Genomic DNA, 24,738 nt, shown 5'->3' with positions numbered 1-24,738 from the left:
ATAATTGCTAGCCTATGGTTTTATTTACACCAATCGATGCTAATCTTTTCTCAATAGAAGGATGAGTTGAAAATAAATCTGACATATCACCACCATTGATCCCAGCACTTAGTGGATCAAAAATATAGGAAGCACGACGTAGATTCTCATTTTTAGTGTGCTTGTAGCTATATTGAGTTTCGGGGTTTTTATTATCATTAGCTATTTTAATCAAAGCATTAGCCATTGGCATGTTAGTTCTCATAAGCTCTACTGCACCAGCATCTGCCATATACTCTCTTGTACGACTTAAAAATAACATCATAAATATTGTGAATATTTGCAAGACATATCTTAGTATCATTATTATGATAAAAAATGCAGCTGCATTATTATTACGATTATTATTGCTATTACTATTACTGGTGTTTCCTGAAAATAGTACTGAATAGAATAAAAAATCCATAATAATTAACATCATATTTGCTAAAACCATAGTAAATAGGTTCAGTTTTATATCTTGATTACGGATATGGGTTAGCTCATGCGCCATCACAGCTTGTAGCTCATCACGGTTTAGAGCATTAGCAAGTTTTGTTGTAATAGCAACCATAGCTGATTTTTCAGAGTATCCAGAGGCAAAAGCATTCATATAGTCAGCATTTATAAGAAATACTTTTGGCATGTATCTCATGCCAGCTGCAACTTTCATTTCTTCGACAACATTATAAACACGACGTGCTAAAGGATTTTGATCATCAGCGGTGATTTCTTGGTATTGAGTTCCTGAAAGCATAATTTTGTCATACATGCTAAAAGTTATAAATATCCAAATAACTGCTATACCAGAAATAATGATAGTAGCATAAGGAACTAACTGAAAAGTTGCTAGAGCCCAAAACACTTTTGATATAGGTAGTTCGATGCCATAAGCTCTATAATAGGCATTTGCAATTTCATTATATCTGTATACAGTGTCTACAAATATACCAAGCAAGAAAAACACTAGCAAAAAGGTAGCTATAACTAGATATGTTTTTCTGGTATTTTTATGAACAACTTCACGCCAGTTTACAGAGCCATAATGTAGATTATCTGTAGATGACATTTATAGTTCCACTCTAGTATCTTCTAGTTGTTGTTTTTTCTCTTCAGAAATATTCCAATAGATGAAGTTCTCATTTAGCTTTTTAAATAAACTTACAACTATACCAGCAAAGAAAGATTTTTTATGGGCATTATACCTTTCTATAGAATCATTTAAAGCCTGTTTTGCAAAAGCTAACTTATTTTCGGTAGATGTTATTTCTTCTTGAAGCTGGATTACATTTTGGTTTGATTTTAACTCCGGGTAGTTTTCAAACTGTACATTTATACCTTTTGCAAGTTCAGATATTTGGTTTTCAGCTGCTATTCTTGTTTTAACATCACCATGTTGTTTTGCAGAGTTGGCTTGGCTTCGTAGAGCTACTATATCTTTTAGAGTAGTTTGCTCATAGTCCATATATTTCTTGACAACATTTACTAAAGAGTCAAAAACTTTTGCTCTACGGTCAAGTTGTACATCTATTTGTTTTTCTGAATTTTTAACAGTTTCTATTTCAGCTATTAGTTTGTTATAAGTCATAACAACATATATAGCAACTGCTGCTACGATTATAAGTAGTATTACACCTAATGACATATTAGCATTCTCCTAATTATTAATTACTCAATAAATATAATGATGATTTTTAACCAAAATTCAAGCTTTATATGTTTTCTTCCTCAAGAAAATGACAAAATGTTTGGGTCAGGTTTGTATGATATTTTGTTTTGTGTAAAAGTTTATAAAAATTTCTTTTTAAATCTAAATCTTTGGTATCTAAGATTTGGTATTGTGTAGCGTCGCAGGATTGTTCTACAATAGCATGAGATAAACATGTTAGACACTGGCTATTAGAGATATATTGTTTTATAGCTTCTGTGTTGTTAAAAATGATTTCTTTTTTTAGTTGAGGTAGATGGTTTTTGATTGCTTTAGAAAATATTTCGAATGTTCCTGATCCTTGTTCTCTTAGTACCCAATTATATTCGAGTAAATCTGTTATCTTTAAATTTTTTTTATTTGCTAGAGGATGGTTTATATTAGACATAATTACTAACTTATCTTCTTGCCATATTGTTGACTCAATACAATCATTGTGACAATATCCCTCAACAAAGCCTACATCACAAGTTAAGGTTTCAACTTTATGTATTATTTCTTTGGTATTATCACAAATTAGTTCTATTTCTACGTTAGGATAGAGGTTTCTAAATCGTGCAAGATGTTTTGGTAGTATATAGTTTGCTATTGTTGTACTAGCTCCAATAGTAATTTTACCAGCTAGGGGCTTGTCTTCACAAGCAAAAGATTCTAGTTCTGAAACTCTATCAATAATCTGTATAGCTTGGTTTAGGAGAGCTTGCCCATTAGAGTTTAATTTCATACGCTTACCTAACCTATCAAATAAAGTTATACCAAGCATACTTTCAAGTTGTGATAATGACATACTTGCAGCTGCTTGTGAGATAAAGCATTTTTCAGCACCAATACTTATTGATTCAGCTTTAGCAGTATTTACAAAAACTTGAAGTTGTTTTAATGTAATTCGCATATTTGCTCTATAAAAGTTTATAATCTAAGATTTTAGTAATCTTAAAGCATTTATTATAACAATAAAAGTTGCCCCCATATCTGCTGCAATCGCCATCCATAGGGTGGCTAAATCGGCAATAGCTAACGATATAAAAATGGCTTTTATAACTATAGAAAAGGTTATGTTTTGTTTTATTATATTTAGAGTTTTTCGTGAGTGCTTGATTAACCACGGTAGCTTACTGATATCATCAGACATTAGAGCAATATCTGCAGTTTCTATCGCAACGTCATTACCAATAGCTCCCATAGCAATACCTAGATTAGATCTAGCAAGAGCTGGAGCATCATTTATACCATCTCCAATCATTGCTACATTTTTATATTTATTAACAAGTTCTTCAATTTTAGTTACTTTATCTTCAGGTAAAAGTTCAGCATAAAAGTCATCAATTCCTGCCTGCTCTGCAATAGCTTTTGCTGTACCTTTATTATCACCTGTAAGCATTACAGTTTGCTCAACCCCTAATGCTTTTAGTTGTTTTAAGGAACTTTGGATATTATTCTTTATACCATCTTGTATGGCTATAGTACCAATTACGTCTTGATTATTACCTACAAATATTAATGAAAAGCCATCATCTCCAAGTTTTGCTGCCTGATTATGTAGTGAAGTATCCTCACAAAGTTGTTTTTCATGAGCAAAAGCATGGCTACCAAGCCAGAAGTAAGAATCTCCAATTTCTCCAGCAATCCCCTTACCTCCTATAACTTTAGTGTTTACAGCTTCTTCAATTTTTATATTGTTTTGGTTAGCATAATCAATGATTGCTTTAGAAATGGGATGATCCACTGTTTTTTCTAGACTAGCAGCAATAGTTATTAACTGCTTTTTTGAAAAGTTATTATTAGTTATAATTTCTTTTACGCTAGGCTTCCCTTGGGTTAGAGTACCTGTCTTATCAAAAGCAATAGCTTTAAGTTTTGCAGGGATTTCAATAAAATTACCTCCTTTAATTAAAACCCCATTTTGCGCTGCTTTTGCTAGACTAGAGACTATAGATATCGGGGTTGATATTACTAGTGCGCAAGGGCAAGCTATTACAAGAATAACTAAAGCTTGGTATATCCAGTTGACCCAAGGCTGATTCAAAATTAACGGTGGAAATACAGCAATTATCAAGGCAAGTAGTATCATGCTGGGAGTATAGATTCTTGCAAATTTATCGACCCATTTTTCTGCTTTTGAACGTTTTGATTGCGCGTGTTCTACAGCTTGAATAATTTTTGCTATTGATGAGTTATCAGCAGTTTTTGTTGTTTTTATTTCAATAGCAGAGTTTCCATTTATACTCCCAGCAAAAACTTCATCTTCAATTTGTTTTTCTACAGGGATCGACTCACCAGTTATTGGAGCTTGATTTATAAAGCTACTACCTTTAATAATAATTCCATCAAGAGCAACTTTTTGACCTGGTTTTATAAGTATTCTTTTGCCTACATTGATTTCTGCTATAGGCTTTTCTTCAAATTGTTTGTCATTACAGCAATAAACTAGCGCAGTATCAGGCGTTAAATTCATAAGCTTAGTTATCGCTGAACGAGCATTACCAACGCTCCATGATTCTAGTAGAAGTGAAAGGGCAAATAAAAAACTTACAACTGCAGCTTCAAAAAGTTGACCAATAATAATAGCACAAACTATAGCTATTACCATAAGTAGATTCATATCAGCATCAAGACGTTTTATAGAAGATATTGCTTTTGGAAAAACAAACCAACTACCAAATATTATAGCTAGTAAGTAGCTAAGCTGTGATATAAAAAGAAACGCTCTTGTAGAATCATTTTCACTACCTATAAACGCGTGCATAAACCCATGGTCAATAGAGTGGAATAAATATGCAAAAGCAATTAAAATTCCACAGATTGACGTTGTGATTAAACGTAGATATTTACTTAAGAAATTAGGATTTTGACCATTTGATAAATATTTATCCCAAGCTATAGCGTTTAAACCAGCTTTTTTAATCAAAGAAATAATTTCTTTTGAAGAAATATCTTGTTGGTTTATTAAAAGTTTACCATTAAGTAAATCAAACTCCATATTTTCCGCTGGTATTTTTTTACTTAGAGTTTTTTTGATGACATTTACTTCTTCAATACAGTCTAAGCCATATACTTTAAACTTTAAATATCGATTACTATCTGTCATAGTAAGTTCTCCTTTACGTGTATTTCTAGGTAAGTGCACAAGCTTTTCTTTTACCATTTGCTTAAAAGTTATTGCTTAAAAATTATTGGTTATAAGTTGTTTACTCTTTATCAACTATAGCATATAGTAGGAATAAAGTGATTATATGGTTTTTATTTTTATGCAAAAGAGCATACTTGTCATAGGTGCAGGGGCATGGGGTACAGCGTTGGCTTTGCAACTAGCGTATAAAGGACATAACGTTAGGATTAGCTCATGGCGAGAGTCGCATAACCAAGAAATGCTAAAAAATCATAATAACATTAAGTATTTACCAAATATTGAAAAATTCCCAAACAATCTAACAGCTATTTCTAATTGGCAGGAGAGTATAGTTGATTTTGATCAAATATTAATAGCTACACCTAGTTCTGGATTTAAAAATATACTTACTGAATTAAAAGAATATATATTACCTAAGCAAGGAATAATAAGTGCTACAAAGGGGTTTTGTCATAACAGTTATGCATTACTTGATGAAATAGCTAATGAAATACTACCAGGTACAAAATTTGCCTTGATTACAGGACCAAGTTTTGCGAAAGAAGTTGCTCAAAAGCTTCCGACAGCTGTAGTTGTAGCATCGAAAGATATTAAATATGCCAAAGAAGTTCAGCAACTTTTTAGTAATGAAAATTTTAGATGCTATACCACAACAGACATTATAGGTGCTCAAATTGGTGGAGCAGTTAAGAATGTTTTAGCAATTGCTGCAGGGATAGCTGCGGGAATGAATTTTGGAGTAAATGCCCATGCTGCACTTATAACAAGGGGATTAGCTGAGATTAAAAAACTTGGACTTAAGTTAGGGGCTGATTCAGAAACCTTTATAGGTCTTAGTTGCTTAGGCGATTTGTTATTAACATGTTCAGATAATCAGTCACGAAATCGTAGGTTTGGGTTATATATTGGTCAGGGCTATTCTATAGAGGAATCTCTAAAGATGGTTAATAATGTTGTAGAGGGCTATTTTACTGCTCAAGCAGTTTATAACTTAGCTAAGAAGCATAAAGTTGATATGCCATTGGTGTTTGCTACATACCAAGTATTGTATGAATCGGCTGAACCAAAAAATATAGTTAAACAGCTTATGCAACGTGAGCTTAAAGGTGAAAGTTAGCCACCAGCAACTTCTTTAGGAACATAATCTTTTAGATTTGTTTCTTGCATTTTCACTTTAGTGTTAAAAGCATAGTCGCCAACTTTTACTAATTTTGGTACAAAAACGGAATTTTCCCAAAGAGAACTATCTTTTATTGAATCAAAAGAGTTAAGAGTAGAACAAATTATGGCAAATATAAAACTGTAGCGAATAATAGCAATAAAAAAAGCAAATAACGTGTTTGATAAAGTTTCTTTTTCTTTATTATTTTTCATGAAAACTTTCATGACACCAAATATTATAAGATATGCACCAATAAGGACTAAAATAAAAGATACTACATAAGCAGTGCCAGGATCACTTACTATAGAATTAATATAACTTTGCTGTATTTTTTGAGCTAAAATACCTGCTAGTATTACAGCAAAAATCATAAGAATAAGTAGTACTATATTTTTAAATAGCCCCTTTACAGCTGCAAACAAGCTTAATGTCAAGCTCAAAATGATAATCAAAATATCTAAAAAGTTAAGACTTTCTAAAAGATTCATAGTAATTTATCCCGTAATTATATCTTTAAGCTGGTTAAGGTTAGTTATACCTGTTATTTCTACATTATCGTTTTTTACTAGTTTGGAAATATTAGCTTTAGGAACAATTATTTTTTTAAAACCATGTTTTTTAGCTTCATTTATCCTTTCAACACCGTATGGTATGGGGCGTATTTCACCAGATAAACCTACTTCACCCATGATTAACATATCATGAGGTATCTCTAGTTCTTTTACGCTAGAGTAGATTATTGAGATAAGAGCTAAGTCTATACTTGTTTCTGTAATTTTTATACCACCAACTACATTTAAAAATACATCTTTATCATATAAATCAAGGTGCATATATCTTTGTACGATAGCTAAAATCATAGCTAATCTATTATTATCAATTCCTACACAAAGTCTTTTGGGCGGTTGGTTTATATTTTTATCGACAACGAGTGATTGTAGCTCTACTAGTAGAGGTCTTGTGCCTTCCCAAACTGAAACTATAACACTTCCAATCAAGTTCGTGCGACCATTATTAAGAAAGATAGCTGAAGGATTTTTAACTTCTTTCATGCCTTTATCAGTCATTGCAAATACGCCAATCTCATTAACAGCACCAAACCTATTTTTTAGAGTACGCATTAGGCGGTATCTACCATTGTCTTGGGATTCAATAAATACTACAGCATCTACTATATGTTCTAAAACTCTAGGTCCAGCAACATCTCCTGATTTGGTAACGTGGCCAACTAGAAATACAGAAATATCATATTGTTTAGCAACTTGAGTTATATATGCTGTAGACTCACGGACTTGCGATACTCCACCAACCATGGACTGTAACTCTGGATTATAGATTGTCTGAATAGAATCTATAACTACAACTTCAGGCTTATTTTTAATAATATAATCCGCGATTGTCTCAATATTCGTTTCACACATTACTAAAAGATTATCTTTAGGCAAATCAAGCCTTTCAGCACGTAGAGCGATTTGCTCTAGAGATTCTTCACCACTTACATATAAGACTTTCTTTTTTAGAGACAAAACAGCCATTATTTGTAGTAATATTGATGATTTCCCAATACCAGGATCACCGCCTACTAGGGTTACAGACCCTTTTACAATACCGCCTCCAAGCACTCTATCAAATTCTTGGATATAAGTGGAAGTACGTGTATGCTCTTTGCCTTTTATCTCAGCTAAAGAGATTGCTTTAGAGACACTGCCAGCAAACCCCATGCGTGATTTAGCTGGCTTTTTAGTGTCTGTTTGTATCTCTTCGACAAAAGTATCCCATTGATTGCAGCTATGACATTGACCTTGCCAGCGCGGCGAGGTTGCTCCGCATTCTTGACAAATAAAAGCTGTTTTATGTTTTGCCATGTGATTATTTTATTTTATAACCTAATAAGTATTTTGAAATTACTCTATCTGTTTCTGGTGCGTTAGGACCTATAAATTGTACTATATAATGATATTTATTACTGTCATTTTTTTCTGCAGTACGAATATTATGAGGAAATGCTGATATAATTCTAGCTTCACATCCTACTTGCTCTTTAAGCTCGGTTAACGTTACAGAAATCCTAACAATGTCATCAAGGTGTAAAATTTTTGATGTGTTGATTTCCATTCCACCACCTTTAATTACTTTTATATATAAGTAGTATATATCTTCGCGGTGATCAAAAACATACTCTAACTCTTGTTTAATATCAGCATCGCTATAGTTAACCCCGAGGTTGCCCTCTACTATATCGACGGTTTCATCATCAATATCATCAGAAGTTTTTTTATCATTTGAATCTAACTCTTTGTCTGTATTATCATCAATATCTTCAATGAAAGAACTTTCAAGGTTGATACCTTCGCTGTCATTAATATCTATTTCTATGACATTAACACTCTCTTTATCAATATCATCAGAATTTGAATTGTTATCTTCTAGTGCAGATGGAGTAAGCTCATTTTTAAAATCATCAGCACTTAAAAAATCATCAGTTGTGATATTTTTTTCTCTCAGCTGCTTTTGTTGAGCTTTGTCATCTAGCATCCCACTTCGTCTAGTGGATTTAGCAGATTCATCTTTTTGTACTGTATTAGCTTTTTTTAAAAGATCTAACCGACTCATTTGATTCGCCTCTTTGCTTTGGAACATACTATTTTATAACTAAAATATATGACACTTGAAATTAAAATAAGTATAAATATCGATAAGTATTTATTACTTGATATCCATTCTACAATATGTACATGGTCAACAAAGTTTAAGATTGCGTGACCGAAAAAAAAACCTAAAGTTATGTATATAAATGCCCAAACAAAGCTACTTATAGCGTCTAAGGTTATAAATTTTAACTTACTAACTTTGCTAAGACCAACTATAAATATAGTTATGGTTCTTAATCCATACAAAAATCTAATACTAAGAATTGCCCAATGATCATATTTATCTAAAAGTTTTAAAGATTGGTTGGCTCGTGCTTGCCATGATTGCTTTCTTTCAATAAATTTTTTGCCTGTAAGTTTTGAAAAAATAAAAACACCGTTATCATGAATTATGGCTCCTATAGTTGCTGCAACTATCACTAAAGGGTAGTTAAATAAAGAAGCTGCTGTGGCAATACCAACCATGACTAGAAATATTTCACCCTCTATTAAAACAGCTATAGCTACAGCAAAATAGCCCCAATCAATTAACAGTTGCCAAAAATCGTGTTCACTCATTAGAATATTCTCTATAGGCATTTGTAAATAGTAACTCATCAACTAAAACTAAAGCTAACATTGCCTCAGCTATAGGTACACCACGGATACCAACACATGGATCATGTCTACCTTTGGTAATTACTATAGTATCTTGTCCATGTGTGTCAATACTTTTGCCAGGTTTTAATATACTTGAGGTTGGTTTAAAAGCTAATTTAGCTATTACATCTTGCCCAGTAGATATGCCTCCTAAGATACCACCAGCATGATTAGATAAAAAGCCTTGCTCTTGGGAAATTTCGTCACGATGTTGACTTCCTTTTTGGGTTACGCATTCAAAGCCATCTCCAATACTTACAGCTTTTACAGCATTTATACTCATTAAAGCATAAGCAATATTAGCATCAAGTCTATCAAATACTGGTCTACCAAACCCAGCTTGCATGCCTGTTGCTATAACAGTTACCTCCGCACCCACTGAATCACCTTCTTTGCGTATTTGATGTATTAGCTCTTCACATTTTGTTTGAGCATCTATGTCTGCTATAAAAAAAGGATTTTGGTTAATAAAACCCTTATCTTTGAAGCTTATTTTTAAGTCACCTATTTGTGAACAAAAACCATAAATCTCAATACCATGCTGTTTGAGTATCTTCTTTGCTATTGCACCAGCAGCGACACGCATAGCAGTTTCTCGTGCAGAAGAGCGACCGCCACCTCTATAGTCACGAATACCATATTTTTTAAAATAAGTATAATCAGCATGACCAGGTCGAAATTTATCTTTTATTTCCCCATAATCTTTTGATTTTTGATCTTGATTTTTAATAACCAAGCCAATAGGGGTACCTGTTGTTTTACCTTCAAAAATACCAGAGATTATTTTTACTTCATCAGGCTCTTTGCGTTGTGTAGTAAATTTAGATTGGCCTGGTTTGCGTCTGTCTAAGTCTTGTTGAATATCAGCTTCAGAGAGTTCTATATTAGCAGGACAACCATCAATGATTGCTAAAAGAGAATCGCCATGGCTTTCACCACAAGTTGTTACTGTGAAAATTTTACCGAACGTATTACCTGACATAGCTATAAATTATCAAAAAAGTATAGGAATTATTTAGTTATAATAACATAAAATAATAAATGTAATCTTGTTGATTTAATTATTTTTTGTAAATGAATGGGTTGAGTAAGTTTAGCCTAAGTTTAGTATTTAAGTGCTCCATAAGCACTTTTTCTTGGAGTAGGTTGCTTAAGCTAGTAAAGAGCTATTTAAATGAGTATTATTAATATGCAAAATTAGGAAATAAGGGAGCTATATGAAGAAAAGATATAAATTATTTGGTGTTGGTTTTGTAGTATTGTTGTCAAGTTGTAGTTTTTTTAACAGTGATAAATCTTATGATTTAGAGCATGATGGTGAGCTAATTGTTCATCTAAAAAATACCCAAACTGGTAAAGATGTTGGTACAGTAACTATTTCTCCATATATTGCCGATAAAGAAATTCAGGGTATGATTTTTACGCCACATTTATATAATTTGCCACCTTCAAGTACACATGGGTTTCATATACATGTTAATCCAAGCTGCAGTAACAAAGGTATGGCAGCAGGTGGGCATTGGGACCCGGACAATACAGGTAAGCATTTAGGTCCATATAATGATAAAGGTCATAAAGGTGATTTACCAAAATTAATAGTCAAAGCTGACGGTACAGCAACTAAACCAATAATCGCACCAAAGCTGAAATCTCTAGAAGAGTTAGAAGGACATAGTTTAATGATTCACGAAGGTTCAGATAACTATTCTGATGATCCCAAGCCTTTAGGCGGTGGAGAGGCCAGAATGTGGTGCGGCGTTATTACAGATTAAACTTGAATAGATAACGTTTTTGGTCAATAATTAATGTTTATTTTACAAAAGTTTATGAAATTGGGATTTTATGGCTTCTAATATTAATCAGATTGGAAAAATTTATCAGCGTCCTTGGGGTACGTATCAAACCCTTAATTTTACAGAAAAAAGCCAAACTAAAATAATAACAGTTAAACCCAAAGGACAACTGTCTTTACAAAAGCATTTTAAGAGAGCAGAACACTGGGTTGTAGTTACTGGTAATCCAACTATTACAGTTGATGATAATGTATGTGAATATAAAGTTGGTGACCATATTTTCATACCTAAAGAGTCTATTCATAGGCTTGAAAATTTTACAGATAGTGATATTCAAATAATTGAGGTCCAAGTTGGTGATTATTTAGGAGAAGATGATATCGTACGTTTAGAAGATATTTATAAACGTGACTAAAATTGAAGGTTGATTATCAATATTTAACGTTTAAAAAGTGCTAGAGCAAGCCGGCGGTACGTTACTAGTCGTTAGACTTGAAGCATTAGAGTTATGTGAGCACGTCCAATTAAACATGCTACCGCTAATAACCCCAGTAAGTTTGATAGTGTCATTAGGATTTGTAAATGTGTCGGGGTTTGTTTTGCTTAAGTTAACCTCAATTGTGCCGCCAGATGAGCTACCATTAATTACTGAGACACCCTGGGGAGTTTCGTAAGTTTGGGTAGATATATCTATATTGTTATTTATATTGTCTTCTATTTTTGCTTTTATTCCACCTATGCTATTTATAGCACTAGTAATTTGTGCTCGTTCTTTATAGTTGGCATATATTGGAATAGCTATTGCTGCTAGGATGGCAATAATTGCAATCACCATCATTAGTTCAATGAGGGAAAAGCCTTTTTGTGTTGTTTTTTTCATATTGTATCCATAATTATAGTTAAAAGCCAAAAATACAAGACACTAAAATCTTGTAATTATATATTATAGGATAAAATATAACTTCATTTATAGTAAGTAGACGAAAGTTGTGACACAATTTAGTCATCAGACTTAAAATAAAGCATTTAGTTTTCGTATGAGAAAAGCTACTTATGTAGCTTTTGATATTGGAGATTAGTTATTTGTGCAATTAGAAGGAACTTGAGACGAAGTTACACCACTTACGTTACAAGCCCAAGTAATTGCGCCAGATGCTGCAGTAGGTGTAAGTGTTATTGTAGCACCAGATACCTCTGTTGATGTTAATGAGATTACACCATCAGTTACAGAAGCTCCACTTGGCAAGTCTGATGCCGTTACACCAGTTACAGATCCATTGTTATTAGCGATACCTTCAGCAACCTGAGCTTTTGCGCCGCCTAATTTTGAAAGCTCAGAACCTATCTTAGCACGAGTAGTATAGTTTGAATACATAGGTACAGCTACTGCTGCTAGAATAGCGATAATAGCAATCACTACCATTAACTCAACAAGTGAGAAACCTTTTTGGTTTGTCTTTTTCATAATTTGTTTCCTTAGTTTTTTGTTAGCTAAATGTTGTTAATTTTTCTTGAGAGTATAAGTCAAGGTTAAAACTATCAAGTACTAGCAATTATAAGGAGAATTTTTTGTACTTCAAGCAGTTTGTGGGACTTTTTTATCAAAATATACACAAAGCGTGTGGATAGGCATAATTTCTCTCCAAATAAATGCCAATTATTATTTAAACTGATTAAAAAATGGTTGAGAAGGTAGGAATTTTTAAGAAATAAAGATTTAGGGTTTTGTAGATCTTAATTAATAATTCTATTATTCGTGTTGTATACTATCATGTTAACTTAAATAGGGATATATGAGAGTTTGCCTTGTTTATTAAATAACCTAATTCAGCAATAGACTTATTATAGGATCTAAACTTCGTAGGAGTTTATTGAATGAAATAAGTAATCTTACCTAATAAATTCAACCATTCTTATCTTAAATTTGTTATCATATATATACCTTTTACTTTATTAAAAGTATAGTTGATCAGTCATGACTTTAATCGACGGTAAAGCTCTATCGCAAAATCTAAAGGTGCAACTTAAAGAGCAAATTCAAGAATACAAAAACAAAACCAATATCACGCCAAAACTTGTAGCTATAATAGTGGGGGATGATCCAGCTAGCCAAGTTTATGTTAGCTCTAAATCTAAAACCTGTGCTCAAGTGGGTATGGATTCAGATGTTATAAAACTACCAGAAAAAACCTCAGAAGAGGAGCTTTTGCAATTGGTTAAACAACTTAATAATGATAAACAAGTACATGCTATACTGGTACAGTTACCATTGCCAAAGCATATTGATAGCCAAAAAGTTATTAATTTTATAGCAGTAGAAAAAGATGTTGATGGCTTTCACCCAACAAATATAGGCAAACTACAAATAGGTGATAAAACTTGCTTACAACCATGTACCCCAAAGGGTATTATGACAATGCTTAAAAAGTATAATATTGATCTTATTGGAGCTAATGCTGTAGTAGTCGGTGCTAGCAATATCGTTGGTAAACCTATAGCACAAATGCTACTAAATGCTAAAGCAACAGTGACAGTATGTAATAGTAAAACAAAAGATCTTAGATCACATACCCAAACAGCTGATATTTTAGTGGTGGCGATTGGGAAAGCTAGGTTTATAACTGCAGATATGGTCAAATCAGGTGCGGTTGTGATTGATGTTGGTATCAATCGTGTAGATGGTAAACTATATGGCGATGTTGATTTTGAAGGTGTGAAAGATAAAGTTTCTGCTATAACTCCAGTACCAGGAGGTGTTGGTCCTATGACAATTACAGAGCTTTTGTTTAACACTTTCCAATGCGCTCAGGAGTTGAATGGGTAGTAGATGTATCTAAATAAAATAAAAAAATGAGTCCATCCTGAACTTGATTTAGGATCTTTAGTGTGTTGGTTATAAGTTAAGAGATTCAGAATCGGTGTCCGGAATGACAGGGCATTTTGAATTGATTAAAAAGGAAATAAAATGGCAGATCTAAAATATGAAGACGCTGGTGTAAGTATTGAGGCAGGTAACCAAGCCGTAGACAGAATGAAAAAGCATGTCAAAAAAACTTTTACAAAAAACGTGCTAACAGGTTTAGGTAGCTTTGGTTCTTTATTCTCACTGAAAGATATTGTTAATAATTATAAAGATCCAGTATTAGTACAGTCTATAGACGGTGTTGGCACTAAAACAAAAGTTGCTGTAATGTGTAACAAATTTGAAAATCTTGGTTATGATCTTTTTTCAGCTGCAACCAATGATATTGTAGTAATGGGTGCTAAGCCTATTACATTTTTAGATTATGTTGCCCATGATAAGTTAGATCCAGCTATTATGGAAGAACTTGTTAAAGGAATGTCAAAAGCATGTGCTGAATCTGGTGTATCTCTAGTAGGTGGCGAAACAGCTGAGATGCCAGGGGTTTACCAACCTGGTGAAATAGATATGGTTGGAGTAATCACTGGTATTGTTGAAAAAGACAAAATTATCAATGGTGAAAATATCCAACAAGGTGATGTTATATTTGGTCTTAGCTCCTCAGGATTGCATACAAACGGTTACTCATTTGCACGTAAGCTTTTCTTTGATGTTGCTAATAACAAGCATACAGATACTTATCCTGAGTTTGCTGGTAAAACTATAGGTGATATCTTGCTAGAGCCACATATCAATTATACAAATATTATCCATGACTTCTTAGATAATGGCGTTGATATCAAAGGTATGGCTCATATTACAGGTGGCGGGTTTATTGAAAATATTCCACGTGTGTTACCAAAAGGCTTGGGAGCTAAAATTAGTAAGGAAAGTTTTGAAGTTCCGGCAGTTTTTAAAGTTATGCAAAAAATTGGTAATATCAGTGATTTTGAAATGTACCGTTCATTTAATATGGGTATAGGTATGACTATAATCACAAACCAAGATCAATATCAAAAAATGCGTAAGCTAGCTTCTAAGTATACTAATACTAAACTGTATCAAATTGGTACTATTACAAACTCAGCTAAGGTGGAAATAGTCTAATGATTGATAAACAAATCATTATAAATAATATTAAAAATGTGTTGAAATCAACTAATTTAGATATCAAAGATAAGTACATTGGTAAAGTTAGAGACATGTATTTTGCTGATGATAAAAGTATTTTGATATCAACTGATAGACAGTCTGCTTTTGACAGATCATTAGGTTTTATTCCTTTTAAAGGGCAAATTCTAGCACAATCTTCAGTATGGTGGTTTAAAGAAACTGCTCATATAGTAAAAAATCATTTTATCACATCACCTGATCCAAATGTAATTGTAGCAAGAAGAGCCAAAGTATTACCTATCGAGTTTGTTGTAAGAGGTTATATCACAGGCTCAACATCAACATCATTATGGACACACTACAAAAATGGTAGTAGAGACTATTGTGGAAATATTCTCCCGGAGGGTTTAAGCAAAAACCAAAAGCTTCCTCATAATATTCTAACTCCTACAACCAAAGAGCAAGATCATGATAGACCAATATCAGCACAAGATATTGTTAAAGAAGGTTGGCTTACACAACAACAATGGGATTTTGCATCACAAAGGGCTTTAGAACTTTTTGAGTTTGGTCAAAAAATAGCTCAAGAACATGGTTTGATACTTGCAGATACTAAATATGAGTTTGGTATAGACCAGCTTACAGGTGAGATTATCTTAATTGATGAAATTCATACTCCAGATAGTTCTAGATTTTGGCTAAAAGATAGCTACCAAGATAGATTTGAAAAAGGCTTAGAGCCTGAAAATATCGATAAAGAGTTTTTTAGACTATGGTTTGCAAAAAATTGTGATCCGTATAATGATAAAGTTTTACCACAAGCACCAGAGGAGCTAGTTGTAGAACTATCACAAAAGTATATTACTCTTTTTGAAATGATTACAGGACAAACATTTGTTCCACCATCGGATAAAGAAGATATTAATAAGCGTATAGAAAAAAATGTTAAAAATTATCTAAATATGGAGAAAAATATGAATATTCTTCTAATAGGCTCAGGTAGTAGAGAGCATGCTATTGCAAAAGCTGTTAAAAGAAGTTCGATAGAAAATAAACTATTTTGTATAAGTAATGCTACAAATCCAGGTATTACTAAGCTATCTGCTGGCTATAAATTAGCAGATATATGTGATTGTGAGGCTATTGTAGATTATGCAAAATCACAAGGTATAAATCTTGCAATTATTGGTCCTGAGGCTCCATTAGAGATTGGGTTGGCAGATAGGCTAAAAGCAAATGGGGTCAATGTTGTGGGGCCTACTAAGGAGCATGCTCAATTAGAAACATCTAAAGGCTTTACTCGTGAGCTTATAGAGGAGTATAAAATTGGAGCTAATCCGTTTTTTAAAAAATTCAATTCTATGGATGGCGTTGAAGAAACACTTAAAAAATACCAAAAGCAATTTGTAATAAAAGCAGATGGTTTATGTGGTGGTAAAGGTGTACTTGTATGGGGAGATCACCTTCATACAATGAAAGAGGCTATTAAACATTGTCAATCATTAGTAGATGCTGGTAAAGAATTTGTTATTGAAGAAAAGCTTCATGGTGAAGAATTTTCTTTAATATCTTTTACTGATGGTGAAAACTTTATACACATGCCAGTTGTCCAAGATCATAAACGCGCCCATGAAGGCGATAGAGGGCCGAATACAGGCGGTATGGGTACGTATTCAGACGTAAATCATAGCTTACCATTTTTGTCTGATAGTGATATTCAAAGAGCTAAGGAAATCAACGAAAAAGTTATTCACGCATTAGCTGATAAGTTTGGGTCTCCTTATCAAGGGATCATTTATGGTGGTTTTATGGCAACAATTAATGACACTAAAGTCATAGAGTATAACGCCCGTTTTGGAGATCCAGAAGCTATGAATTTGCTGACTTTATTAGAAGGTGATTTTGTGGAAATAGCTAAAGCGGTAGCTACAGGTGATTTACAAGACGTTAAGGCAAGCTTTAAAAAACAGGCTACAGTATGCAAGTATTTAGTGCCTCTGGGGTATCCAAATCACTCGGTAAAAAACTTTGAAATCGATATATCTCAATGTCCTAGTGATGTTGAGCTATTTTTTGGTGCAGTAGATGAAAGAGAGGGTAAACTTATTGGGACAGGTTCAAGAGCTATAGCTGTGTTAGGTTTAGGTGACAATATTGCTGAAGCTGAGCAAAAAGCAGAAAATGGTGTGAAAAATATTTATGGTAAATTATTCCATCGACCAGATATAGGAACCAAGAAGCTTATAAATAAGCGTATTAACCATATGAATATTTTACGTGGTAAAAAATACAAAGAACTTAGCTAGTACGATGTCAAAATTAAAACTTGTAATTTTGGGCTCCACTCGCGGTAGCAATATGCAAGCTATAATAGATGCAATTACTATTAAGCAAGTTGATGCTAATATAGAGCTTGTAATCTCAAATAAGAAAGAAGCATATATTTTACAAAGAGCAAAAGAACATAATATACCAAACAAGTTTTTAAGTGCTAAAGGACTTGATCGTGAACAGTACGATCAGTTATTAATCCAAGAAATACAATCATATAACCCAGATTTGATAATGCTTATAGGCTTTATGCGAATATTAGGTAAAGATTTTATAAACTATTTTAGAGGTAAAATTCTAAATATACATCCTTCTTTATTACCAAAATATGCTGGTTTGATGGATTTAGCTGTACACCAGTCTGTAATTGATGCTAAAGAGATAAAATCTGGTTGTACTATTCATCAGGTTACAGAAGATGTTGATGGTGGTCAGGTAGTACTGCAACTAGAATGTGATGTTTTAGCTACAGATATGGCTGAAACTTTAAAAGAAAGAGTACAAAAGTTAGAAAGTAAAGCTTGGGTTGAGGTTATTAAAAATTGGAGAAAAAGTAATAAAAATTTGTGATAGAGCTAACAACACACAGGTTAGCTCCTGCGGATAAATATAAAAAAATAACAATGAAATGTAGGAGTCGATCAGTGTATCGACCCGGTATAGTTAAAATGGATACCACGATCAAGTCGTGGTATGACAGATTTTGAGTTATACAAGAATTGGAGAAATAAAAAATGAGCATAGACATTGGCGTGATAATGGGTTCTAAGTCTGATTGGAGCACAATGAAAGAGTGTTGTGATATCCTTGACCAACTTGGTATTGGCTATGAGTGTGAGGTAGTATCAGCACACCGTACACCAGATAAGATGTTTACATATGCAGAAACTGCTAAAAAACGTGGCTTAAAGGTTATAATAGCTGGAGCAGGTGGAGCAGCACATTTACCAGGTATGGTAGCTGCAAAAACAGAGCTTCCTGTGTTAGGAGTACCTGTGAAATCTAGTATATTAAATGGTAAAGATAGTTTATTATCCATAGTACAGATGCCTGCTGGTATTCCAGTAGCTACGTTTGCGATAGGGGTTGCAGGTAGTAAAAATGCTGCACTTTTTGCAGCTAGTATATTGCAATTTACAGATTCTAAAATAGCTGAAGCTTTAGTTAAATTTAGAGCTGACCAAACTCAAAACGTTTTAGAAAATCCAAATCCTAGAGAGCAATAATTATGAGAATAGGTATTATCGGAGCAGGGCAACTTGCAAGGATGTTAAGTATAGCTGGTACCCCATTAGGTTTTGAATTTCACTGTTTAGGCGAAGCTGGCGATTGTGCCCAAGAGGTTGTAAAAAGTGTTACAGATATACCATTAGATAACATTAATGAAGTCGTAAATTGGGCAAAACAATTTGATGTAATTACATTTGAGAATGAAAATATTTCTCATGAGCTTATTCAAGCAATTAATCATGAGGTAAATGTTTACCCATCAGCTAAGTCTATAGCTATTTCTCAAGATAGGTTGCTTGAAAAATCATTTATGCAGGATCATGGTATTGCTACAGCTCAGTTTGCAAATATTGATAGTTTGGTAAAGTTGGAAAAAGCAGTTAAAGAGTTTGGCTTACCAGCTATAGTCAAAACTCGAAGGTTTGGCTATGATGGTAAAGGTCAATTTGTGATAAAAACTCAACAAGACATAATAAAAGCTTGGAATGCCTTAAAAGATGCGCAAGATGGTTTAATATATGAAGCATTTGTTGATTTTAATTATGAGGTTTCTCAAATTTGTACAGCTGATGTTAAGGGTAATATAGCTTTTTATCCATTAGCTAAAAATATCCATAAACAAGGTATTTTAATTGAGTCTATAGCACCATTTGAAAATGATATTCTTTCTCAGAAAGCACAAGAAATAACAAAAATTCTAGTTAAAGAATTAGACTATGTTGGTACCTTAGCGATAGAATTTTTTGTAAAAGGTGATGAGTTGATAGTTAATGAGATAGCACCACGAGTACATAATAGTGGCCACTGGAGTATAGATGGTGCAGTTACATCACAATTTGAAAATCATATAAGGGCTATTACAGGACTCATACTTGGTGCTACAGATAGTCAAAAAACTATAATGTTAAATTGTATTGGTAATATGCCTCCTACTAGGGATTTAGCAGCTTTAGACTATGTAAAAATACACAGCTATAATAAAGCTCCAAGAAAAGGGCGAAAAGTTGGACACCTTAACTTAAATCTAAAAGATGAAACAAGTGAGTATCAGCTTTTGCAAGCTAGGAAGCTGATTGTTCTTTCTGAAGAGTTATAGATTAACTGTAGCTTTCATATTTACTATCGGTTTTATCATTATTCAGATCTTAATAAATATACGGGGTTTGTGAATTTTTTATAACTTAAGTTACTTAATTTTATATAAACTTATATTTTAAATAATTTTTTGATTTTCATAATTTACTTATGACTAGCTTGATTAGCGGCGATTAACATTTATATCTCACCTGTTGAATTGTCTGCGTTTTTGTAGACTTGGCGAGTAACCACAAGACTATAGTTTATATCTTTTAAATAAACTTTCATAGTCTCATGTTCTTGTAATTCTAATTCATCTATCCTACAGTAATTACCAGCTTTAGCATCAGCCTTACTCTTAGCCACTAAACGGTTACTGCATATACCTAAAACAAATTTGATCTTATGTTTGTTAAAGAAGTTTAAATTAGCTTTTGAGGCAAAATACCTATCTGCTATAAGATAATTAAAGCTTCCAATATTTTTTAGTACTTGTAAGACAATACTTCTAGCTAGTTGATTAATTGTATAACGTGCCTTACGCTTTAATCTATCCTTACCATACTTATCTTTCTCAACTACAAGCTGGTCTTTGATTTGCACTTCAAAACATACTGGAATATCAGCTTTACCTGAATGTAGTAAAGCACTAATTAGATTAATGCCTTTAACAGCTTTACCAACAGAATAATCATAAAACCAGTTTATTAATTCATTTATCTTACTATCGAGCTTATGAATTATCGTATTGTCTAGTGATAGTAATTTAAAGGAATTCTGTAGAGTTTTTAATACTGATTTACCTTTATTCCAAACATAATGACTACTGTAATCTCCTACTTGAAGCATCCTTGAAAAACTATCATGTTTTACTACATTATTTAACATGCTTGAACACATCGTTGCACTTGCTTGGGAATTTTGGCATAACAAAAATTCTGTGTACGAATTAGAACTTTCCTGTAGCTTTATATTTTACATATTTACATTAGTCGATTACTCTAAAAATAAGGTCTGATAAATATTTTTAAACCAAAAGTCCGTAACTTCAGTTCTTAAATCATTAAGACTTATCATTTCTATTTGATTCATAGCTAAATAAATTTCACGTAACTTTTACTACACATATTTTAACAAAATTTGCAATTGTCAGCTTTAGATTTCAACACTCCCATATTAGAGTCTCTAAAAAGTTGAAACCATGTCTGTGAATCTCACAAGTTTAGAAATAAAACCAGATTCAAACTGATGGACGACTGTTAGATGAAAGAGCCAAACTTATCGTGGTATTCTTCCTCTTCTTCAGAATCATCTTCTCTTTCTGCCTCAAGATATTTATTTTTTTCACCAGGAATAACCCATATTATTTGTTGATTATCTTTGCTATCAATACGCTGAATTTTAGAGAATTTAGTATCTTCTATTGAGAAATCAGCTAAATACCCTGCCCATGGATCAACCATCAAATATCGAGCTGGTTCAAAGTCAAAAATATGCCCAGGGTCACGTTGAGGATTTCCTTCGAAATCATATAAAACTAAAGCATGATCAACACCTACTAGCCCAACAGGATAAGCAACTCCTCCGCCTTTATGACGATTTAATATTTCCGCCATTGATCTAGCTTGATCTCCGCAGTTACCTATATTAGTCCTAGTAGTAATTGTCCGCCACTGTTCTTTTGATAAAAATTGGTTTTTACGCAATTCCGTCACTTTTTGGTTAGCGACTTTTTCAGGAGTTTTCATATAAACTTGCTTACGTTCAGGAGTCATTTTATCATAATTCATTGAAACTCCAGTATTTGAAACTTGAACTTTAGAAATGTACCAGTCAAATTCTCTTTGAATAATTTGTCTTTTTTGCTCTTTATTATTGAGCCTATTTTTAATATCTCTAAAGTACCCTATAATCGTTTCTTGCTTTTTTAAAGCGTCATGGTTTTTGTTGAAAAGGTGTCTGTCCAAGCCATTAATATATTCACGAAAATATTCCACTATTTGTTTAGGTGACTTGAAATGCGAAAAATTAGATTTATCTAACAAAGATGTTCCTGAGTCAAGACTTTTACAATCTACTTCGCTTTTTGAATTAAGGTGGTTTTTAAATAATTGTTTGTTGATAGGTGATTTATTAATAGTTTTAATTAAAAGCTTTGTGGTATTTGTTATATTACTTCTATTCCAATCTCCTCTTCTATTAATACTACTAATAAATATTATTAAATTGCATATAAGCGTGGACTGTAATTCATTAAAGGCATACAAATTTTTATTATATGAATGGATCTCTAAAATACGCGATTGTAGAAGTTTGAACAAGTCATACTTAAAATTCCCAGTGTTTCCAAAGAAATCTTTATTCTCTTTAATCAAAATATCCAATATTTGGATAAGCGCGTGAAAATTTGACATATGTTCTCCCCCAATTTTTTTGTATTTATTTAAGTTTTTATTTACTATAGCGAATCTTTACATATAGATAATACAAGTTAATGTGTATCGATCATATACGGGGAATTTAATAGAGAATAGGGCTTTTTAATAATAGACCTCTTGCATAACTTGCTGAATTGGTTAAACTTTTTATTTTTATTGGAATGATGTTGATGAAATTTGAGCAGATTAAAGATGAGTCACCAGAAGGATTTCGTAGACTTACAGGCGTTAAACGCACTACTTTTACTGTCATGACAATGATATTAAAAGAAGCGCAAGTCCACCTAAAAGCACAAGGAGGTAAGCCGAATAAATTGTCTATAGAAGATGGACTGCTTATGGCGCTGGAATATTTACGCGAATATAGAACATATTTTCATATTTCACGCAGCTATGGTCTAAGTGAAAGTGCTTGTTATCGTAATATACGCTGGGTTGAAGATACTCTGATTAAAGATGGGCAATTCTCATTGCCTGGACGTAAGGCATTATTAAAAAGTGATGTTGACTATGAGGTTGTACTGATAGATGCAACTGAAACACCCATTGAACGACCTAAAAAAACAAAAAAGCTTTTATTCTGGCAAAAAGAAGCGGCATACGTTAAAGACGTAAATTATCGTTGATAAAAAGAAAAACCGTGAACTGTCTAGTCAACATGTTCTGAATGAGAATGTGATCAGCATGGTTAAGCGATTTAAAATTATTGCCGATCGTTATAGAAATAGAAGAAAAAGATTTGGACTAAGATTCAATTTAATAGCTGGCATTTATAACCTGGAGTTACATAAATGAGTTTCGAAAGAGGTCTATTTTAGTTTATGTAATAATTTGCCCATATTCTCAATATTATCTTCGAATTCTTGTACATTTGTAGCTATAGAATCTTCAGTTAATTTCTTAGTTTTTAAATTATCCTCGATTATTTTTCTGTCGAAAGACTCTTTGGAAAATAAATAAATTGACAGAAGCCATTGTATAAGTGGTTTGAAGCATACGTTAGTTTGGAGCTTATTAGCGTAATCCTCTAACTCATTTAAAGTTTTTTTATATGAATATAACCCTTCGTGGAAATCATTCGCTGAGGTCTCGAGTAAGAAATTGAGAGCATAATAGATAATTTCTAAAGCTATTGAGTTATTCTTACTATTTTCAAAATCATGTTCATAAGCGAGCAAATATCCTTGATTATATAGAGTTTTAAATTGCTTATACTCATTCATAAGTGGTTTTTTATATTTTATATGTCCTTTCGTAGCATTACGGCCAGTATAAGCACTTACGTCATAAGTGATCTTGCCATTATCATGGTAAGCAGTTACTGAATGTTCACAGGTCTTGTTAAAATTAGGGTAAGAAGAATTTTCAAGTAATCCAGAGAGTTTAAGTTTATCGAATTGGGTAGATACTATTGTTAAGTAACCTTTGACATGAATATTGCATGAAAGTCCTTTTTGCAAAATTGAGTTTATAACATCAAAAGAATTAGTATCACCTGTTGCACCACTACAGTTAAGTAAGTTTACTTTTATTGGAATGGAATTTGATATTGACTTGCGTATAAATGAACAGATCCGTCCAAGCTCTTCTGCACTAATATTAGCACCTGAATCAGAAGCAAAAATCGCATGATTAGGCGCCCCATGCCCCATTAAAATTATTTTGATTTTTTGAAGATTTTGTATAGTTTTCAAATTTTGAATATAACGTTGTATATGAGGTTTTAAGACAGTGTCGCCTGTATGAAGATCAATCACATCAAATTTAGATTCAGGCGATTTAACTTTAGTATATTTTTTAGTTACAAAATTGCTAAGGATGTCATCTTTTGAATTTATAAACCTATAATGAAGTTTATTTCCTACTCTATCGAATGATCCTCGATATCCAAAAAAATCTTCATAAAATCTTGGTCTAATTCTGAAGCAAATATGTAATATCATATATTTTATTTCCTATGGTTTATAGTATTTTAGAGGTAGGCAACTTTTACTCAGTGTAGGTAAATTATATAAAGGTTAAGGTTTAATTTTATGTATAGTATATTTGATAGGGAGTAAAAAATTTTGATAAATATGGGAAAAAAATTATACATTAATGGGGTTCTCATAGTCAATTTAAAAGCAGTTACTCTCCAGGGCAATTGCATTAAAAATGTCTTGACAACCTTATCATTTTACAGTTATAACCAGTAAAGCTACTATTTTTGGTAGAGTGTCCACCTAAAATGCCTATAAATACAGCTTATTTAACGAAGTTATAAATAATAAAGCGTCATTTTAATCATGATCAGTTAATTTTAGGAGATCTGAAATCGCTTGCATTGATCTTTTAAAGAAGTTACACAGTTATTTGGAAAGTCCCGTTTAAGGATGTATAGCTAAACCAGTGTTTTAAAACCAGGTTATAATAAACTAATTATATTTTATTTTTAATTTATATATTATTTATTTTTTAAAAACCTTATGTTATATTGGCTAATAATTAATATTATAGAGTTATATGGTTATTCCTGTAAGTTACTAAAAGAGACTTTATAGTGTAAG

General features: G+C 32.5%; 22 protein-coding genes and 2 pseudogenes. 10 read left to right on the top strand and 14 right to left on the bottom strand.

Annotation, left to right across the window (positions count from 1 at the left end):
• Positions 1–7: 7 nt before the first annotated feature.
• From htpX to FRA_RS05635, 4 genes are all read right to left on the bottom strand, one after another.
• The gene (htpX, locus tag FRA_RS05650) at positions 8–1,087 is read right to left on the bottom strand and encodes a zinc metalloprotease HtpX (protein WP_035719770.1); all 1,080 of its coding nucleotides are present in this window, start codon (positions 1,085–1,087) and stop codon (positions 8–10) included.
• A complete protein-coding gene (locus FRA_RS05645; RefSeq protein WP_035719769.1) occupies positions 1,088–1,663 on the bottom strand; it encodes a LemA family protein in 576 nt (191 codons plus the stop codon).
• A 67-nt stretch (positions 1,664–1,730) separates the two neighbouring features.
• Positions 1,731–2,618 (bottom strand): LysR substrate-binding domain-containing protein, encoded by an 888-nt coding sequence (locus FRA_RS05640; protein WP_035719768.1) that lies wholly within the window; start codon positions 2,616–2,618, stop codon positions 1,731–1,733.
• Between the two features lie 24 nt (positions 2,619–2,642).
• Positions 2,643–4,814: a heavy metal translocating P-type ATPase gene (locus FRA_RS05635; protein WP_035719980.1), complete on the bottom strand. Its 2,172-nt coding sequence runs from the start codon at positions 4,812–4,814 to the stop codon at positions 2,643–2,645.
• A gap of 160 nt (positions 4,815–4,974) precedes the next feature.
• Between FRA_RS05635 and FRA_RS05630 the strand changes: the two genes are divergently transcribed.
• The gene (locus FRA_RS05630; protein WP_035719978.1) at positions 4,975–5,973 is read left to right on the top strand and encodes an NAD(P)H-dependent glycerol-3-phosphate dehydrogenase; all 999 of its coding nucleotides are present in this window, start codon (positions 4,975–4,977) and stop codon (positions 5,971–5,973) included.
• On the opposite strand, the gene FRA_RS05625 is transcribed toward FRA_RS05630, so the two are convergent.
• Genes FRA_RS05625 through aroC form a run of 5 tightly spaced genes read right to left on the bottom strand, consistent with a single transcriptional unit; the run spans position 5,970 to position 10,290 of the window.
• Positions 5,970–6,506: a CvpA family protein gene (locus FRA_RS05625; protein ID WP_035719766.1), complete on the bottom strand. Its 537-nt coding sequence runs from the start codon at positions 6,504–6,506 to the stop codon at positions 5,970–5,972. The two genes, FRA_RS05630 and FRA_RS05625, sit on opposite strands and share 4 nt — an antisense overlap.
• A 6-nt stretch (positions 6,507–6,512) precedes the next feature.
• On the bottom strand, positions 6,513–7,883 hold the full coding sequence (gene radA, locus FRA_RS05620) for a DNA repair protein RadA (RefSeq protein ID WP_035719764.1): 1,371 nt from the start codon (positions 7,881–7,883) through the stop codon (positions 6,513–6,515).
• A 4-nt stretch (positions 7,884–7,887) separates the two neighbouring features.
• Entirely contained in the window at positions 7,888–8,631 is a 744-nt protein-coding gene (locus FRA_RS05615) for a PilZ domain-containing protein (protein WP_035719763.1), read from the bottom strand.
• On the bottom strand, positions 8,628–9,227 hold the full coding sequence (locus FRA_RS05610) for a DedA family protein (RefSeq protein WP_035719977.1): 600 nt from the start codon (positions 9,225–9,227) through the stop codon (positions 8,628–8,630). The genes FRA_RS05615 and FRA_RS05610 overlap by 4 nt, the downstream gene beginning before the upstream one ends.
• A complete protein-coding gene (gene aroC / locus FRA_RS05605) occupies positions 9,220–10,290 on the bottom strand; it encodes a chorismate synthase (RefSeq protein WP_035719761.1) in 1,071 nt (356 codons plus the stop codon). Before aroC ends, FRA_RS05610 begins: the two co-directional genes overlap by 8 nt.
• A 235-nt stretch (positions 10,291–10,525) precedes the next feature.
• Between aroC and FRA_RS05600 the strand changes: the two genes are divergently transcribed.
• Together FRA_RS05600 and FRA_RS05595 are read left to right on the top strand one after the other, a co-directional pair.
• On the top strand, positions 10,526–11,080 hold the full coding sequence (locus FRA_RS05600) for a superoxide dismutase family protein (protein WP_035719759.1): 555 nt from the start codon (positions 10,526–10,528) through the stop codon (positions 11,078–11,080).
• A gap of 70 nt (positions 11,081–11,150) precedes the next feature.
• Entirely contained in the window at positions 11,151–11,516 is a 366-nt protein-coding gene (locus tag FRA_RS05595; protein WP_035719756.1) for a phosphomannose isomerase type II C-terminal cupin domain, read from the top strand.
• Positions 11,517–11,546: 30 nt separating this feature from the next.
• Here the strand turns inward: FRA_RS05595 and FRA_RS05590 are convergent, their stop codons facing one another.
• Together FRA_RS05590 and FRA_RS05585 are read right to left on the bottom strand one after the other, a co-directional pair.
• The gene (locus FRA_RS05590) at positions 11,547–11,981 is read right to left on the bottom strand and encodes a pilin (RefSeq protein WP_035719754.1); all 435 of its coding nucleotides are present in this window, start codon (positions 11,979–11,981) and stop codon (positions 11,547–11,549) included.
• 195 nt (positions 11,982–12,176) lie between these two features.
• On the bottom strand, positions 12,177–12,566 hold the full coding sequence (locus FRA_RS05585; protein ID WP_035719752.1) for a pilin: 390 nt from the start codon (positions 12,564–12,566) through the stop codon (positions 12,177–12,179).
• Between the two features lie 510 nt (positions 12,567–13,076).
• Here FRA_RS05585 and folD point away from each other — a divergent pair.
• From folD to FRA_RS05555, 6 genes are all read left to right on the top strand, one after another.
• Complete coding sequence (gene folD, locus FRA_RS05580; RefSeq protein WP_035719750.1) at positions 13,077–13,925, top strand: bifunctional methylenetetrahydrofolate dehydrogenase/methenyltetrahydrofolate cyclohydrolase FolD; 849 nt, start codon at positions 13,077–13,079, stop codon at positions 13,923–13,925.
• A gap of 141 nt (positions 13,926–14,066) precedes the next feature.
• Positions 14,067–15,110, top strand: coding sequence for a phosphoribosylformylglycinamidine cyclo-ligase (purM, locus tag FRA_RS05575; RefSeq protein ID WP_035719748.1), 1,044 nt, complete (start codon positions 14,067–14,069; stop codon positions 15,108–15,110).
• Positions 15,110–17,422 (top strand): phosphoribosylaminoimidazolesuccinocarboxamide synthase, encoded by a 2,313-nt coding sequence (locus FRA_RS05570; protein ID WP_035719746.1) that lies wholly within the window; start codon positions 15,110–15,112, stop codon positions 17,420–17,422. Before purM ends, FRA_RS05570 begins: the two co-directional genes overlap by 1 nt.
• A gap of 4 nt (positions 17,423–17,426) precedes the next feature.
• Entirely contained in the window at positions 17,427–18,017 is a 591-nt protein-coding gene (gene purN / locus FRA_RS05565; RefSeq protein WP_035719974.1) for a phosphoribosylglycinamide formyltransferase, read from the top strand.
• 164 nt (positions 18,018–18,181) lie between these two features.
• Complete coding sequence (gene purE / locus FRA_RS05560) at positions 18,182–18,673, top strand: 5-(carboxyamino)imidazole ribonucleotide mutase (protein WP_035719743.1); 492 nt, start codon at positions 18,182–18,184, stop codon at positions 18,671–18,673.
• A 2-nt stretch (positions 18,674–18,675) separates the two neighbouring features.
• Entirely contained in the window at positions 18,676–19,773 is a 1,098-nt protein-coding gene (locus tag FRA_RS05555; RefSeq protein ID WP_035719740.1) for a 5-(carboxyamino)imidazole ribonucleotide synthase, read from the top strand.
• Positions 19,774–19,955: 182 nt separating this feature from the next.
• Here FRA_RS05555 and FRA_RS05550 read toward each other — a convergent pair.
• Together FRA_RS05550 and FRA_RS05545 are read right to left on the bottom strand one after the other, a co-directional pair.
• Positions 19,956–20,726: pseudogene (locus tag FRA_RS05550) on the bottom strand (IS701 family transposase); the annotation flags it as partial.
• Between the two features lie 287 nt (positions 20,727–21,013).
• Positions 21,014–22,168, bottom strand: a complete 1,155-nt coding sequence (locus FRA_RS05545; protein WP_035719736.1) for a hypothetical protein — start codon at positions 22,166–22,168, stop codon at positions 21,014–21,016.
• Between the two features lie 194 nt (positions 22,169–22,362).
• Here FRA_RS05545 and FRA_RS05540 point away from each other — a divergent pair.
• Positions 22,363–22,987, top strand: a pseudogene (locus FRA_RS05540) (transposase family protein).
• A 14-nt stretch (positions 22,988–23,001) separates the two neighbouring features.
• Here FRA_RS05540 and FRA_RS05535 read toward each other — a convergent pair.
• Positions 23,002–24,135: a hypothetical protein gene (locus FRA_RS05535; RefSeq protein WP_035718519.1), complete on the bottom strand. Its 1,134-nt coding sequence runs from the start codon at positions 24,133–24,135 to the stop codon at positions 23,002–23,004.
• Positions 24,136–24,738: the final 603 nt, after the last annotated feature.

The sequence above is a fragment of the Allofrancisella heilbronnii genome (assembly GCF_000710735.2).
Classification (GTDB): Bacteria; Pseudomonadota; Gammaproteobacteria; order Francisellales; family Francisellaceae; genus Francisella; species Francisella frigidaquae.
Note: the sequence above shows the minus strand (reverse complement) of the source record. Positions and strands in the feature narration are given on the sequence as shown.